This window comes from Bradyrhizobium sp. LA6.8 (genome assembly GCF_040547935.1).
GTDB classification, from domain to species: domain Bacteria; phylum Pseudomonadota; class Alphaproteobacteria; order Rhizobiales; family Xanthobacteraceae; genus Bradyrhizobium; species Bradyrhizobium barranii.
This window is the reverse complement of sequence record NZ_JBEPQQ010000010.1, coordinates 152588-165213: the sequence shown is the minus strand read 5'-3', so window position 1 is coordinate 165213 and position 12626 is coordinate 152588. Positions and strand designations below refer to the sequence as shown.

Sequence of the window (12626 nt, the reverse complement as noted above, 5' to 3'; positions counted from 1 at the left end):
CCATGGATTCCAGGATCATGACCGCGCTCGGCGACCGCGTGCTGGAGCTTGGGCCCAGGCCTGCGACCGACGGCCCCTACAAGCACTTCAAGCTGACGCGCGATGCCGACGGCGTCGCCTGGCTGCTGTTCGACCGCGCAGATGCTAGCGCCAACACGCTGTCCGCGGACGTGATGGAGGAGTTCGATGCCGTGCTCGCGGCGATCGAGACCGAACGTCCCGCAGGCCTTGTCATCCGCTCGGCAAAGCCGTCCGGCTTCATTGCGGGCGCCGACGTCAACGAATTCCGCGGCGCCAGCGATCCCGAGATGGTCGAGACACGCATCCGCGCGGCGCATGCGGTGGTCGATCATCTGGAGGCTTTGAGGTTGCCGACGGTCGCGGTCATCCATGGCTTCTGTCTCGGCGGCGGGCTGGAGGTCGCGCTGGCCTGCCAGTCGCGCATTGCGATCGACGGCGCGCGCTTCGGCTTCCCGGAGGTGATGCTCGGCCTGCATCCCGGCCTCGGCGGCACCGCGCGCTTCACTGCGCTGGTGAACCCGACCCAGTCGATGGCGCTGATGCTGACCGGCCGCACCATCGATGCGCGTCGCGCCAGATCGCTCGGCCTCGTCGATACCGTGACGCAGGAGCGGCACGTCCGCAACGCGGTGAAGGATGCACTGTTCGGCCGTCTGAAGCGGGCGCGTCCGGGCCTTCTGACTCACGCGGCCAATTTCGGTCCCGTGCGCGGGCTGCTGGCCAGGCGCATGCGCTCGGAGGCGGCGAAGGCCGCGCCCCGCGAGCATTATCCGGCGCCTTACGCGCTGATCGATCTCTGGGAGACCCATGGCGGCAGCAAGGCCGCGATGCTGAAGGCCGAGCAAGCCTCGTTCGCCAGGCTGATGGTGACGCCGACCGCGCAGAATTTGATCCGCGTATTCTTCCTGCGCGAGCAGATGAAGAAGGCAGCCGGCGGCGGCAATTCGGTCAAACATGTTCACGTCATCGGCGCCGGCGCCATGGGCGGTGATATCGCGGCCTGGTGTGCGGGGCAGGGGCTGCGCGTCTCGCTCGCGGACATGAAGGCGGAGCCGGTCGCCGGCGCGGTGAAGCGCGCCGCCGAGCTTTACGGCAAGATCATCCGCAAGTCGACCGACGTGCGCGACGCGCTGGATCGTCTGATCCCCGACATGGACGGCGAGGGTGTCCGCAACGCCGATCTCATCATCGAGGCAGTGCCGGAAAAGCTCGAGCTGAAGCAGAAGGTCTATGCGGGCCTCGAGCCGAAGATGAAGCCGGGCGCGATCCTTGCGACCAACACGTCGAGCATTCCGCTCCAGGATCTGCGCACCACGCTGGCGCGGCCCGATCGCCTCGTCGGCCTGCACTTCTTCAACCCGGTGTCGCGGCTGCAGCTGGTCGAAGTCGTCAGCCATGACGGCAACGACGCGCAGGTGCTGAAGGAGGCGCTCGCCTTCGTCGGCGCGATCGACCGTCTGCCGCTCTCCGTGAAGAGCTCGCCCGGCTTCCTCGTCAACCGTGCGCTGACGCCCTACATGCTGGAGGCGATGGTGATGCTGGACGAGAAGATCGACCAGCGCCTCATCGACGCGGCGGCCGAGCAGTTCGGCATGCCGATGGGGCCGATCGAGCTCGCCGACCAGGTCGGGCTCGACATCTGCCTCGACGTCGGTGACATGCTGCGGACCAAGCTCGGCGATCTGCTCCCGCCGACGCCGGCCTGGCTGCGCGAGAAGGTCGCCAAGGGCGAGCTCGGCCGCAAGACGGGCAAGGGATTCTACACCTGGAAGGACGGCAAGGCGGAGAAGGCGCCGTTGCCCGAGACCGGCCCGCGCGTCACCGACCAGATGATCGACCGCCTGGTGCTGCCGATGTCCAATGTCTGCGTCGCGGCACTCCGCGAAGGTATCGTCGACGATGCCGATATGGTCGACGGCGCCATGATCTTCGGCACCGGATATGCACCGTTCCGCGGCGGTCCGCTGAACTACGCGCGCACGCGCGGCGTGGAAAATGTCGTATCCACCCTGCGCGCGCTGGCCGAGCGATTCGGTGGGCGCTTTGCGCCCGATCCGGGCTGGGACAATTTTAGGTGAGACCGACATGACCGAAACGTCCGACACCGAGCCGCGCGGCGATCTCTGCATTCGCACGCTGGCAATGCCCGCCGACACCAATGCCAACGGCGACATCTTCGGCGGCTGGCTGCTCAGCCAGATGGATGTCGGCGGCGGCGTGTTCGCATCGAAGCTCGCGAGGTCGCGTACGGTCACCGTGGCGATCGAGGCGATGAATTTTCGCAAAGCGGTCTATGTCGGCGATCTCGTTTCGGTCTATGCCAATCTCGTCCGCGTGGGCCGCACCTCGATGACCGTGCATCTCGAAGCCTGGGCGCTACGGCGCAGGGAGCTCCAGCCGATCCTCGTCACCGACGGTCATTTCACCTACGTCTCGATCGATGATGACGGCCGTCCGCAAGCGATCCAGCGCAACGATCCGCCGATCGCGACGTAATCGCGCGCGACGCTCTGCCCTATCTCACGCAAACTTGCGGCACGCCAAACGCGGCGCGACTGAGTCACCGCGTCGCGGCTTCGCCAAGAACAAGTCATAAAACGGATGAGGTCCCGGCGTACTCAATTGCGTGTCGATTCGGGGTGGAAACGGCCTCAAATGCTCAGGAACCTTTGGGCAGGATTGCCGTTATTTGCCCGCACTGAGGAATCTACGGACCATGCCGGACAGCTACATTATCGAAGTCGACTCGCAAACCGCAGGTATCGTCGTTCGTTCTCAGGGAGGCTATTGTTTCTTCGCCTCGTCCCACCGCTTCAATCGCCTTGAAGGCCAGCTCTTCCGCAACGCACGCGAAGCCGAGCGTGCTGCGCGCAAGCTGGTTAACGGCGATGTGAAGGAAGCGGCGTAGGCGCCTTCCGCTGGTGATTTCTGACGCGCAAAGCGTGGTCGGAATTTTTTGCAGCCCTTGATGCCGCTGCCTTTTCCTTCTCCCTTCATGTCCGCCGAAGCCTTGGCGAAGGCGGATGTGGGAGAAGGTGGCGCGAAGCGCCGGATGAGGGGTTGTTTCCGCGAATTCAATCGTGAGAGGGTCGCCCGCGGGGGCAACCCCTCATCCGTCTCGCCGCTGTCGCGGCGAGCCACCCTCTCCCACAGGGGGAGGGGGTAAGAGCGTCGATCACAACTTCGTCGCGGAGCGTGACAACAGCTTCCAATCGTCGCCCTGCTTCAGCCAGTTCATCAGGATATGAAGGCTGTTTGCCACTTTCTGTCCGCCGGTCATCATCTCGGCCAGCCAATGGAAGCGCACGATCGCGACGGGGCCGACGATCTTGATGGTCGGGTCCTTGTACGTAATCGACAGGAACTCCGTCTTGCCGTCGGTGGCGTTCGCGATAAAGGCCGCCTTATCCTCGAGGAAGCCGCTGGAATGGCTGTAGCTCAGATCGTCCGCGCACAGCGCGCCGAGGGCCTTCGGATCGGCCGCGATCTGGGCGAGGCGAAATGCCTCGACGTTCTTTGCCACCGCCTCGTGGTCCGTCGTGGCAGCATGGTCGCGATTCAGTGTCATCATATCCTCCGTCCTTGATCTTGCGCCCACTGTTGCAGCCGCACTTGATTGTGTCGAGCGCCAGGTCGCAATCGTCGTCGCAATACGCTGCATTGCGCCAGGCGGCGCGATTTCTGACGCGCAAAGCGTGGTCGGAATTTTTTGCAGCCCTTGATACCGCTGCCTTTTCCTTCTCCCCTTGTGGGAGAAGGTGGCGCGAAGCGCCGGATGAGGAGTTCTATCGGCGCATTCGGAAGCGAGAGAGTTACTCGCGGAAGCATACCCCTCACCCGTCTCGCCGCTACGCGGCGAGCCACCCTCTCCCACAGGGGGAGAGGGTAAGAGCGCCAATTACAACTTCGTTGCCGCCCGGGACAGCAGCTTCCAATCGTCGCCCTGCTTCTGCCAGTTCATCAGGATGTGAAGATTGGTCGATACTTTTTTCCCATCGGCCGCCATTTCCTGTTCGCCCATCCAGTGGAAGCGCACGATCGCGGCGGGGCCGACGACCTTGATGGTCGGGTCCTTGTACTCGATCGACAGGAATTTTGATTTGCCGTCGGTGGCGTTGGTGACGAAGGTCGCCTTGTCCTCGACCTTGCCGTTCGAATGGCTGTAGCTCACCTCGTCGGCGCAGAGCGCGCCGAGCGCCTTGGGATCGGCCGCGATCTGGGCAAGGCGGAAGGCCTCGACCTTTTTCGCCACGGCTTCCTCATCCGCCGCGGCCGCCAACGCCGGTGCTGTGAGAGCAAGCGCGGAGACGGCAAGGGTTGAGACGGCAAGAGTCGAGAGAGCCAGATCGCGTCGGTTGATCGTCATCGTTTCCTCCTTTTTGGTCTTGCGCGGAGTGTTGCAGCCGCGCGCGACTTTGTCGAGTGTCGCTTGGCGGTCATGTCGATGCGTCATTGCGCGATCGGGGCTGCATTGATACGTGTTTCGCATTGATGCATCGTGCATTCGGGAAAGTACGGAAATGATCGAGGCCAAAGGGCAGGCGCAGGGGCTAGTGACGGGCAGGGCGCTGCTGTTCGACATCGACGGCACGCTGGCCAACACCGACCCGCTGCACCTCAAGGCGTTCAACCAGGTGCTTGGGCCGCGCGGCCATGTGTTCGATCACGCGCGCTTCTCCAGGGAGCTGCAAGGCTTCGCCAATGCGTCGATCGGCGAGCGCTTTCTGCCCGACGAAACCGTGGAACGGCGCGCCGTGATCCTCGGAGAGAAGGAGGTCGTCTTCCGCACACTCGTCGCCGGACAGATCGAGCCGCTTCCGGGTCTGATGGCGCTGCTCGACCGCGCGGACGCCGCCGGCATTCCCATGGTCGCCGTGACCAACGCGCCGCGTCTGAATGCCGAGCTGTTGCTCTCCGGTCTCGGCATCACGCACCGCTTCAGGGCGCTTGTGATCGGCGACGAGCTGCCGCACGGCAAGCCGCACCCGCTGCCCTATCAGGAGGGGCTGCGTTTCGTCGGCGGGAGCGCGACGGCTTCGATCGCGTTCGAGGATTCCCGCTCCGGCGTGCAGTCGGCGACGGCCGCCGGCATTCCGACCATCGGCATCCGGACGAGCCTCAGCCATGCCGACCTTGTTGGCGCCGGCGCGGTTGCCTCCGCCAGCGCGTTCGACGATCCGGAACTGCTCGCGCGTCTCGCCGCCGCGATGGCATGGTGAGAGGCTTTGTCCGTTAACCGTGATCGCTGAGCGCATTGACCGAACGTGCGAACCGCCGCACCATGCGCTTTCCTGATTTGAGGCCATCGCCGTGACCGGATTGACCCATCGCCAAGCCGAAATCCTCAACATCGCGCGCGCCTCGGGGCGCGTCATGGTCGAGGAGCTCGCGCGCCGGTTCGAGGTCTCGGCGCAGACGATCCGCAAGGATCTCAACGATCTCTGCGAGCGCCGCTCGCTGACCCGTATCCACGGCGGCGCCATCATCGCCTCCGGCGTCGAAAACCTCGCCTACGAGGCGAGGCGGTTCGTCGCCGCAGACGAAAAGAAGGCGATCGGGGCCGCGGCCGCCTCGCTGATCCCGAACGGCTGCTCGCTCTTCATCAATATCGGCACCACGACCGAGGAGGTGGCGAGCGCGCTGACCTCGCACGAGGACCTCCTCGTCATCACCAACAATCTCAACGTCGCGATGCTGCTCTACCGCCATCCCCGCATCGAGGTGGTGGTCGCCGGCGGCACGGTGCGGCGGGCCGACGGCGCGGTGGTCGGCTCGACCGCGACGCAGCTCATCGGCCAGTTCAAGGTGGACTACGCCATCATCGGGGCGTCCGCGATCGACGAGGAGGGCGCGCTGCTCGACTTCGACTATCGCGAGGTGCAGGTGGCGCAAGCCATCATCGCCAATGCCCGCAGCGTCATGCTGGTTGCCGACTCCACCAAGCTGCGCCGCAGCGCGCCGGTGCGCATCGCCCATATCACCCAGATCCAGACCTTCGTAACCGACCAGGAGCTGCCCGAGCGCCTCGCCACCATCTGCCACAGCAAGGGCATCGAGGTGATGGCGGCGATGCCGAAGGGGGCGGATATCGATGATGCGACGGCCGATACTCAGGATGCGGCACCGGAAGCCGCGCCGGTGGTGCGGCTGAGATAGCGGCTTACGCGTTGCTCCATGGGTTGAGCAGCGGAACGCCGAAGGCCGCAAAATCCGTCACATTGCGTGTGACGAGCGTGAGATTGTTGGCGAGCGCGGTGGCCGCAAAGAAGCCGTCCATCACGGACAACGCAACGCCATTGCGACGGCTCTGCGCCATCAGGTCGCCCCAGCGCTCGGCGACCGCGTGGTCGATCGGCAGGATGCGCTGCGCGAACCGAGCCGGCAGGTCGTGGGCGAGCCAAGCGGCCAGCGCGGCGCGCCGACGGCCATCATCCAGCAGGGCGATACCGCGGCGAAGCTCGGCGATCGAGGCAACGCTGATGAACGCACGATCCTCATCGACCGTATCGAGCCATGCCAAGACTTTCGCGGAAGGCGCCGGCCGCTGAACCTCCGACAGCACGTTGGTGTCGAGGAGCAGGTTCACGGCATCTCGTCGCGCGGTTCGTCCTGCACCCGTTCAAGTTCGAGGTCGGCACCGCGCAGCGGCGAAGCCAGCAGGAATTCAGCTAGCGTGCCTTTGCGTGCCGTCTTTCGCGCCCATTCATCCGCGGAAACGACAACCGCATTGGGCCTGCCGTGTCGGGTGATGATCTGGGGGCCAGTTTGGGCGCGATCGACCACCTCGGACAGGCGTGCCTTGGCATTGGCGAGCGTCCACGTGTCAGTCGGGGGCGAATCGGGGGCGGTGCTGCGGTCTGTCATGCCGAATATAACTAATATGACTATTATGACTATATTGGCTCTACGTGACTATTCAAGATCGTATTGCGGTTTCGATTGGCGTCCGAACTGCCCATTTCCACGGCTGACTGCCCACCAGAAAGTTCCTCTTTCACTTCCTTTCGCCTCTCTTTCATCTTGCTTTCGCTTTTCGGTGTGATCTAATCAAAAACGAAAGTAGTCGCTCGAAGGAACGAGCGGTCGCCGGGGGATGCGTCTGTTGGAGCGTATTTTCGACCTCGCCATTATCGGAGGCGGTGTTAACGGCTGCGGCATCGCGCGCGACGCGGTGGGCCGTGGCAACACGGTCTTCCTGTGCGAAATGAACGATTTGGCGAGCGGGACCTCGTCCTGGTCGACCAAGCTGGTGCATGGCGGCCTGCGCTATCTCGAATATTACGAGTTTCGTCTGGTCCGCGAGGCGCTGATCGAGCGCGAGATCCTCTGGGGCATCGCGCCCCATATCATCCGTCCCCTGCGTTTCGTTTTGCCGCATCACGCCGGCCTGCGTCCGGCCTGGCTGCTGCGCCTCGGCCTCTTCCTCTATGACCATATCGGCGGCCGGCACCTGTTGCCGGCGACGCGTTCGGTCGATCTCAGGCGCGACGAGGTTGGCCGTCCGCTGATCCCGAACCGCTACAGCCGCGCGTTCGAATACTCCGACTGCTTCGTCGACGACGCCCGTCTCGTCGTGCTCAACGCACGCGATGCCGCCGACAAGGGCGCCGAGATCCGCACCCGCACCCGCGCGACGGATATCAAGCAGTCCGGCGGCATCTGGACCGTCAGCATGCTCAACACGCTGACCGGCGAGCGTTCGCAGGTCCAGGCCCGCGCGGTGGTCAATGCCGGCGGCCCCTGGGTCGAGGATGTGCTCGGCCGCGGCGCCGGCGTGAACGCGAAGGCCAAGGTGCGCCTGGTGCAGGGGTCGCACATCGTAGTCAAAAAGCTCTACGACCACGACCGCGCCTACATGTTCCAGAACGCGGACGGCCGCATCATCTTCGTGATCCCGTACCAGGACGATTTCACGCTGATCGGCACCACCGATCGCGATTATGACGGCGATCCCTCCAAGGTGAAGGCGACGCCCGAAGAGATCGAGTACCTCTGCGCCGCCGCGAGCGAATACCTGGCCAAGCCGGTGACTTCGGCGGACGTGGTCTGGACCTATTCCGGCGTGCGACCGCTTTATGACGACGGCGCCAGCGAAGCCAAGGCCGCGACGCGCGACTACGTGTTTGAGCTCGACACACCCGGCGGCGTGCCGCTGCTCTCGATCTATGGCGGCAAGATCACGACCTACCGCCGGCTCGCCGAAGAGGCGTTGGAACGGCTCGCACCCTATCTTCGCAGTGCGAAAGCGCGCGAAGGCTGGACCGGCAAATGGCCGCTGCCCGGCGGCGACATGGGCGTGTCCGACGTCGACGGCCTGATCGCCGAACTCCAGCGCGGCTATCCCTTCCTCAGCCATGAGCATGCGCGGCGCCTCGCGCGCGCCTATGGTACCCGCGCCATCAAGCTGCTTGGCGATGCCAAGTCGGCCGCCGATCTCGGCCAGGCCTTCGGCGCGACACTGACCGAACGCGAGGTCCGCTACCTCATGGCCAATGAATGGGCGGTCACGGCGGAAGACATCGTCTGGCGCCGCTCCAAACTTGGCCTGCGACTATCTGCCGACGAGGTTGCTGCATTGAACGACTGGATTGCAACCCACGCTGTGCCGCAAAGTCCCCTGCTGGAAGCGGGAGGACGCTCATGACCGTGACGCTCGATCATGTGACCCGGACCGTCGAGGGGATACCGCACATCCGCGACGTCTCGCTGACGCTCGAGAGCGGCACGCTCAACGTGCTGCTCGGGCCGACGCTGTCAGGCAAGACCTCGATCATGCGGCTGCTCGCCGGCCTCGACAAGCCGACGACGGGCAAGGTGCTGGTCAACGGCAAGGACGTCACCGGTGTCGACGTGCGCAAGCGTTCGGTCGCGATGGTCTATCAGCAGTTCATCAACTATCCCTCGCTGACGGTCTACGAGAACATCGCCTCGCCGCTGCGCGTGCAGGGGAAGCCGCGCGAGGAGATCGAGAAGCGTGTCGCGGAAGCCGCGCGGCTGCTCAGGCTCGAGCCGTTCCTGAAACGCACTCCGCTCCAGCTCTCCGGCGGCCAGCAGCAGCGCACCGCGATGGCGCGCGCGCTGGTGAAGGGCGCCGATCTCGTGCTGCTCGACGAACCGCTCGCCAATCTCGACTACAAGCTGCGCGAGGAGCTGCGTACCGAGCTGCCGCGCATCTTCGAGGCGTCCGGCGCGATCTTCGTCTATGCCACGACCGAGCCGACCGAGGCGCTGCTGCTCGGCGGCAACACGGTCTGCATGTGGGAGGGGCAGGCGCTCCAGATCGGCGAGACGCCGAACGTCTACCGCCGTCCGCAGACGCTGCGGGTCGCCCAGGTGTTCTCCGATCCGCCGCTCAACCTCGTCGGCATCGAGAAGAGGAACGGCTCTGTGCAATATGCGGGCGGCATCGCCGCGCCGGCCTCCGGTCTCTATTCATCGCTCGCCGACGGCGCCTATCGCGTCGGCTTCCGCGCCCATCAGCTCGCCCTCGCCAATGGCGAGGCCGACCGCCACGCCTTCCACGCCACGGTGACGGTGACCGAGATCACCGGTTCGGAGAGTTTCGTGCACCTGACCCGCGACGGATCGAACTGGGTGGCGGTGCTGCACGGCGTGCACGAGTTCGAGCCCGGCCAGACCATCGATGCCGTGCTCGATCCCAATGATGTCTTCGTCTTCGACGCGGCCGACCGTCTGGTCGCCGCGCCGAGCTCGTAAGGGGGAGATGCGCTATGGCTCGCATTGACCTCGTCGATCTCGCCCACTCCTACGGCGGCAATGATGCGCCGCAGGAAAGCTTTGCGCTGAAGCCGGTGACCATGACCTGGCGGCAGGGCGGTGCTTACGCGCTGCTCGGCCCGTCCGGCTGCGGCAAGACCACGCTGCTCAACGTCATCTCCGGCATCATCACGCCGTCGCGGGGGAAAATCCTGTTCGACGGCCAGGACATCACACCGCTGTCAACCCAGAAGCGCAACATCGCCCAGGTGTTCCAGTTTCCGGTGATCTACGACACCATGACGGTGGGGCAGAACCTGGCGTTTCCGCTGAAGAACCGCGGCGTGCCGAAAGCCGAGATCGATAAGCGCGTCGCCGAGATCGGCCGCCTGCTCGACCTTGAGCCCTATCTCAATCGCAAGGCGACGCGCCTCACGGCGGATGCCAAGCAAAAAATCTCGCTCGGCCGCGGTCTGGTCCGCTCCGACGTCGCCGCCGTGCTGTTCGACGAGCCGCTGACCGTGATCGATCCGGAGCTGAAATGGCAGCTCCGCTCCAAGCTGAAGGCGCTGCATCGCGAGCTCGACCTGACGATGATCTACGTCACCCACGACCAGACGGAGGCGCTGACCTTCGCCGACACCGTTGTCGTCATGCATGATGGCCGCGTGGTGCAGAGCGGCACGCCCGCCGAGCTGTTCGACAAGCCGGCGCACACCTTCGTTGGCTATTTCATCGGCTCGCCCGGCATGAACATCCTGCCGGCCGAGGTGAAGGGTCGCGAGGCGCGCATCAGCGGGAATGTCATCGCGCTCAACCGCAGCTATGACAGCCTGCCTGCCGGCGCCAAGATCGAGATCGGCGTGCGTCCGGAGTTCGTCGATGCCGTCGCGCCCGCACCCGGATTGCTCAGTGCGAAGATCGACCGCATCGACGACCTCGGCCGCATCCGCTTCGCGCGCGTCCGTATCGGTGAGGCCAAGATCGCGGCGCGCGCGCCGGCGGGCTTCACCAGCGCGGACGGCACTGCCGGGCTGAAATTCGATCCGGCGCATGTCCACGTCTATGCCGACAGCCTTCTGGTGGAGGGAGCCGCCTGATGGACAAGACCGTCAACCAAAAAGCCTGGTTCCTGGTGCTGCCGGTGTTCCTGGTCGTGGCCTTCTCGGCGGTGCTGCCGCTGATGACGGTCGTGAACTATTCGATGCAGGACACCTTCGGCAACAACCAGTTCTTCTGGAACGGCGTCGGCTGGTTCAAGGAACTGCTCGATCCCTCGACCGATCTCGGCGGTCGCTTTCTCGCCTCGCTCGGCCGCAATCTGTTCTTCTCGATGGTGATCCTCGCGATCGAGGTGCCGCTCGGCATCGTCGTCGCACTGTCGATGCCGCGCCAGGGCTGGACGGTCGCGGCCTGCCTCGTCATCCTCGCGCTGCCGCTGCTGATTCCGTGGAACGTGGTCGGCACGATCTGGCAGATTTTTGGCCGGCCCGACATCGGTCTGATGGGCTATACGCTCAATGCGATGGGCCTCGACTACAACTACGTGTCCAACGCAGTCGACGCCTGGATCACCGTCATCGTGATGGACGTCTGGCACTGGACCAGCCTCGTTGCGCTGCTCTGCTATGCCGGCCTGAAGTCGATCCCGGAGGCCTATTACCAGGCCGCGCAGATCGACGGCGCCTCGCGCTGGGCCGTGTTCAAGGCGATCCAGCTGCCGAAGATGAACCGCGTGCTCTTGATCGCGGTGCTGCTGCGCTTCATGGACAGCTTCATGATCTACACCGAGCCGTTCGTTGTCACCGGCGGCGGGCCGGGCAACTCGACCACCTTCGTCTCGATCGAGCTGGTCAAGATCGCGCTCGGCCAGTTCGATCTCGGCAAGGCCGCCGCGCTGTCGCTGGTCTACAATCTGATCATCCTGATCGTCTGCTGGATCTTCTACACCGTCATGACCAATGCCGGCGTCGAGCGTAAGGCACAGGCGGAGAAGGAGCCGGCGGCGGAGCCCAAGCCCGCAGGCGCGCTCCAGCCTGCGCCCGCGCTCAAGCCGAAGGAAGGAGTGGCCTGATGCATTCGATCCCCGGCCGCCGCCTCATCATGGGGCTGTTTTTGATCTTTCTGCTGTTGCCGATCTACTGGCTCGTCAACATGAGCTTCAAGACCAACGCCGAGATCGTCTCGACGATGACGCTGTGGCCGCATTCCCCGACGCTGCAGCATTACAAGCGCATCTTCACTGACGAGAGCTGGTATTCCGGTTACATCAATTCGCTGGAATACGTCGTCCTCAACACCATCATCTCGATCTCGGTGGCGCTGCCGGCGGCCTACGCGTTCTCGCGCTACCGCTTCCTCGGCGACAAGCATCTGTTCTTCTGGCTGCTGTCGAACCGCATGGCCCCGGCGGCGGTCTATGCGCTGCCGTTCTTCAACCTCTACTCGGCGATCGGCCTGTTCGATACGCCCTGGGCGGTCGCGCTCGCGCATTGCATCTTCAACGTTCCGCTGGCGGTGTGGATCCTCGAAGGCTTCGTCTCCGGCGTGCCGCGCGAGATCGACGAGACCGCCTTCCTCGACGGCTATTCCTTTCCGCGCTTCTTCATCAGGATCCTGGTGCCGCTGATCGCGAGCGGCATCGGCGTCGCCGCCTTCTTCTGCTTCATGTTCTCCTGGGTCGAGCTCCTGCTCGCGCGGACGCTGACCTCGGTGCAGGCAAAACCGATCGCGGCGATCATGACGCGTACGGTATCGGCTGCGGGCATGGACTGGGGCCTGCTGGCCGCAGCCGGCGTGCTGACCATCATCCCGGGCGCCCTCGTGATCTGGTTCGTCCGCAATTACATCGCGAGCGGTTTCGCGCTCGGTCGGGTCTAGGGAGGCAT

At 64.6% G+C, this 12626-nt stretch carries 14 protein-coding genes; 10 read left to right on the top strand and 4 right to left on the bottom strand.

The window, feature by feature from the left end; translation table 11 throughout:
• The first annotated feature begins 2 nt into the window (after positions 1-2).
• The 3 genes from ABIA90_RS36940 to ABIA90_RS36930 all read left to right on the top strand — a co-directional run bounded on the left by ABIA90_RS36940 (position 3) and on the right by ABIA90_RS36930 (position 2929).
• A complete protein-coding gene (locus ABIA90_RS36940) occupies positions 3-2099 on the top strand; it encodes a 3-hydroxyacyl-CoA dehydrogenase NAD-binding domain-containing protein (RefSeq protein ID WP_354121041.1) in 2097 nt (698 codons plus the stop codon).
• A gap of 7 nt (positions 2100-2106) precedes the next feature.
• The gene (locus ABIA90_RS36935) at positions 2107-2517 is read left to right on the top strand and encodes an acyl-CoA thioesterase (protein ID WP_085398536.1); all 411 of its coding nucleotides are present in this window, start codon (positions 2107-2109) and stop codon (positions 2515-2517) included.
• A 220-nt stretch (positions 2518-2737) separates the two neighbouring features.
• Positions 2738-2929, top strand: a complete 192-nt coding sequence (locus tag ABIA90_RS36930) for a hypothetical protein (protein ID WP_028134810.1) — start codon at positions 2738-2740, stop codon at positions 2927-2929.
• A 267-nt stretch (positions 2930-3196) separates the two neighbouring features.
• Here the strand turns inward: ABIA90_RS36930 and ABIA90_RS36925 are convergent, their stop codons facing one another.
• Entirely contained in the window at positions 3197-3592 is a 396-nt protein-coding gene (locus tag ABIA90_RS36925; RefSeq protein ID WP_155795381.1) for a nuclear transport factor 2 family protein, read from the bottom strand.
• 327 nt (positions 3593-3919) lie between these two features.
• The gene (locus ABIA90_RS36920; RefSeq protein WP_085398540.1) at positions 3920-4387 is read right to left on the bottom strand and encodes a nuclear transport factor 2 family protein; all 468 of its coding nucleotides are present in this window, start codon (positions 4385-4387) and stop codon (positions 3920-3922) included.
• A 154-nt stretch (positions 4388-4541) separates the two neighbouring features.
• Between ABIA90_RS36920 and ABIA90_RS36915 the strand changes: the two genes are divergently transcribed.
• Both ABIA90_RS36915 and ABIA90_RS36910 read left to right on the top strand, forming a co-directional pair.
• The gene (locus tag ABIA90_RS36915; RefSeq protein WP_354121040.1) at positions 4542-5240 is read left to right on the top strand and encodes an HAD family hydrolase; all 699 of its coding nucleotides are present in this window, start codon (positions 4542-4544) and stop codon (positions 5238-5240) included.
• 91 nt (positions 5241-5331) lie between these two features.
• Positions 5332-6177: a DeoR/GlpR family DNA-binding transcription regulator gene (locus ABIA90_RS36910; RefSeq protein ID WP_354121039.1), complete on the top strand. Its 846-nt coding sequence runs from the start codon at positions 5332-5334 to the stop codon at positions 6175-6177.
• 4 nt (positions 6178-6181) lie between these two features.
• Here ABIA90_RS36910 and ABIA90_RS36905 read toward each other — a convergent pair whose 3' ends face one another.
• Both ABIA90_RS36905 and ABIA90_RS36900 read right to left on the bottom strand, forming a co-directional pair.
• On the bottom strand, positions 6182-6607 hold the full coding sequence (locus ABIA90_RS36905; RefSeq protein ID WP_354121038.1) for a type II toxin-antitoxin system VapC family toxin: 426 nt from the start codon (positions 6605-6607) through the stop codon (positions 6182-6184).
• The gene (locus tag ABIA90_RS36900; RefSeq protein ID WP_028148610.1) at positions 6604-6885 is read right to left on the bottom strand and encodes a type II toxin-antitoxin system Phd/YefM family antitoxin; all 282 of its coding nucleotides are present in this window, start codon (positions 6883-6885) and stop codon (positions 6604-6606) included. Before ABIA90_RS36900 ends, ABIA90_RS36905 begins: the two co-directional genes overlap by 4 nt.
• 229 nt (positions 6886-7114) lie before the next feature.
• On the opposite strand from ABIA90_RS36900, the gene glpD reads away from it, so the two are divergent.
• Genes glpD through ABIA90_RS36875 form a run of 5 tightly spaced genes read left to right on the top strand, consistent with a single transcriptional unit; the run spans position 7115 to position 12618 of the window.
• Entirely contained in the window at positions 7115-8665 is a 1551-nt protein-coding gene (gene glpD / locus ABIA90_RS36895; protein ID WP_354121037.1) for a glycerol-3-phosphate dehydrogenase, read from the top strand.
• Positions 8662-9738 carry an ABC transporter ATP-binding protein gene (locus ABIA90_RS36890; RefSeq protein ID WP_071916210.1) on the top strand — a complete coding sequence of 359 codons (1077 nt, stop codon included), beginning with the start codon at positions 8662-8664 and terminating at the stop codon, positions 9736-9738. Before glpD ends, ABIA90_RS36890 begins: the two co-directional genes overlap by 4 nt.
• Positions 9739-9752: 14 nt before the next feature.
• Entirely contained in the window at positions 9753-10838 is a 1086-nt protein-coding gene (locus ABIA90_RS36885) for an ABC transporter ATP-binding protein (RefSeq protein ID WP_354121036.1), read from the top strand.
• Positions 10838-11812 (top strand): carbohydrate ABC transporter permease, encoded by a 975-nt coding sequence (locus tag ABIA90_RS36880; protein WP_071916208.1) that lies wholly within the window; start codon positions 10838-10840, stop codon positions 11810-11812. The genes ABIA90_RS36885 and ABIA90_RS36880 overlap by 1 nt, the downstream gene beginning before the upstream one ends.
• The gene (locus ABIA90_RS36875) at positions 11812-12618 is read left to right on the top strand and encodes a carbohydrate ABC transporter permease (RefSeq protein ID WP_071916207.1); all 807 of its coding nucleotides are present in this window, start codon (positions 11812-11814) and stop codon (positions 12616-12618) included. Before ABIA90_RS36880 ends, ABIA90_RS36875 begins: the two co-directional genes overlap by 1 nt.
• The last annotated feature ends 8 nt before the right edge of the window (positions 12619-12626 follow it).

Excerpts from the sequence above, each read along its gene's own strand:
- ABIA90_RS36940 (WP_354121041.1), top strand. The coding sequence starts at position 3 with ATGGATTCCAGGATCATGACCGCGCTCGGCGACCGCGTGCTGGAGCTT.
- ABIA90_RS36935 (WP_085398536.1), top strand. The coding sequence starts at position 2,107 with ATGACCGAAACGTCCGACACCGAGCCGCGCGGCGATCTCTGCATTCGC.
- ABIA90_RS36930 (WP_028134810.1), top strand. The coding sequence starts at position 2,738 with ATGCCGGACAGCTACATTATCGAAGTCGACTCGCAAACCGCAGGTATC.
- ABIA90_RS36925 (WP_155795381.1), bottom strand. The coding sequence starts at position 3,592 with ATGATGACACTGAATCGCGACCATGCTGCCACGACGGACCACGAGGCG.
- ABIA90_RS36920 (WP_085398540.1), bottom strand. The coding sequence starts at position 4,387 with ATGACGATCAACCGACGCGATCTGGCTCTCTCGACTCTTGCCGTCTCA.
- ABIA90_RS36915 (WP_354121040.1), top strand. The coding sequence starts at position 4,542 with ATGATCGAGGCCAAAGGGCAGGCGCAGGGGCTAGTGACGGGCAGGGCG.
- ABIA90_RS36900 (WP_028148610.1), bottom strand. The coding sequence starts at position 6,885 with ATGACAGACCGCAGCACCGCCCCCGATTCGCCCCCGACTGACACGTGG.
- glpD (WP_354121037.1), top strand. The coding sequence starts at position 7,115 with ATGCGTCTGTTGGAGCGTATTTTCGACCTCGCCATTATCGGAGGCGGT.
- ABIA90_RS36890 (WP_071916210.1), top strand. The coding sequence starts at position 8,662 with ATGACCGTGACGCTCGATCATGTGACCCGGACCGTCGAGGGGATACCG.
- ABIA90_RS36885 (WP_354121036.1), top strand. The coding sequence starts at position 9,753 with ATGGCTCGCATTGACCTCGTCGATCTCGCCCACTCCTACGGCGGCAAT.
- ABIA90_RS36880 (WP_071916208.1), top strand. The coding sequence starts at position 10,838 with ATGGACAAGACCGTCAACCAAAAAGCCTGGTTCCTGGTGCTGCCGGTG.
- ABIA90_RS36875 (WP_071916207.1), top strand. The coding sequence starts at position 11,812 with ATGCATTCGATCCCCGGCCGCCGCCTCATCATGGGGCTGTTTTTGATC.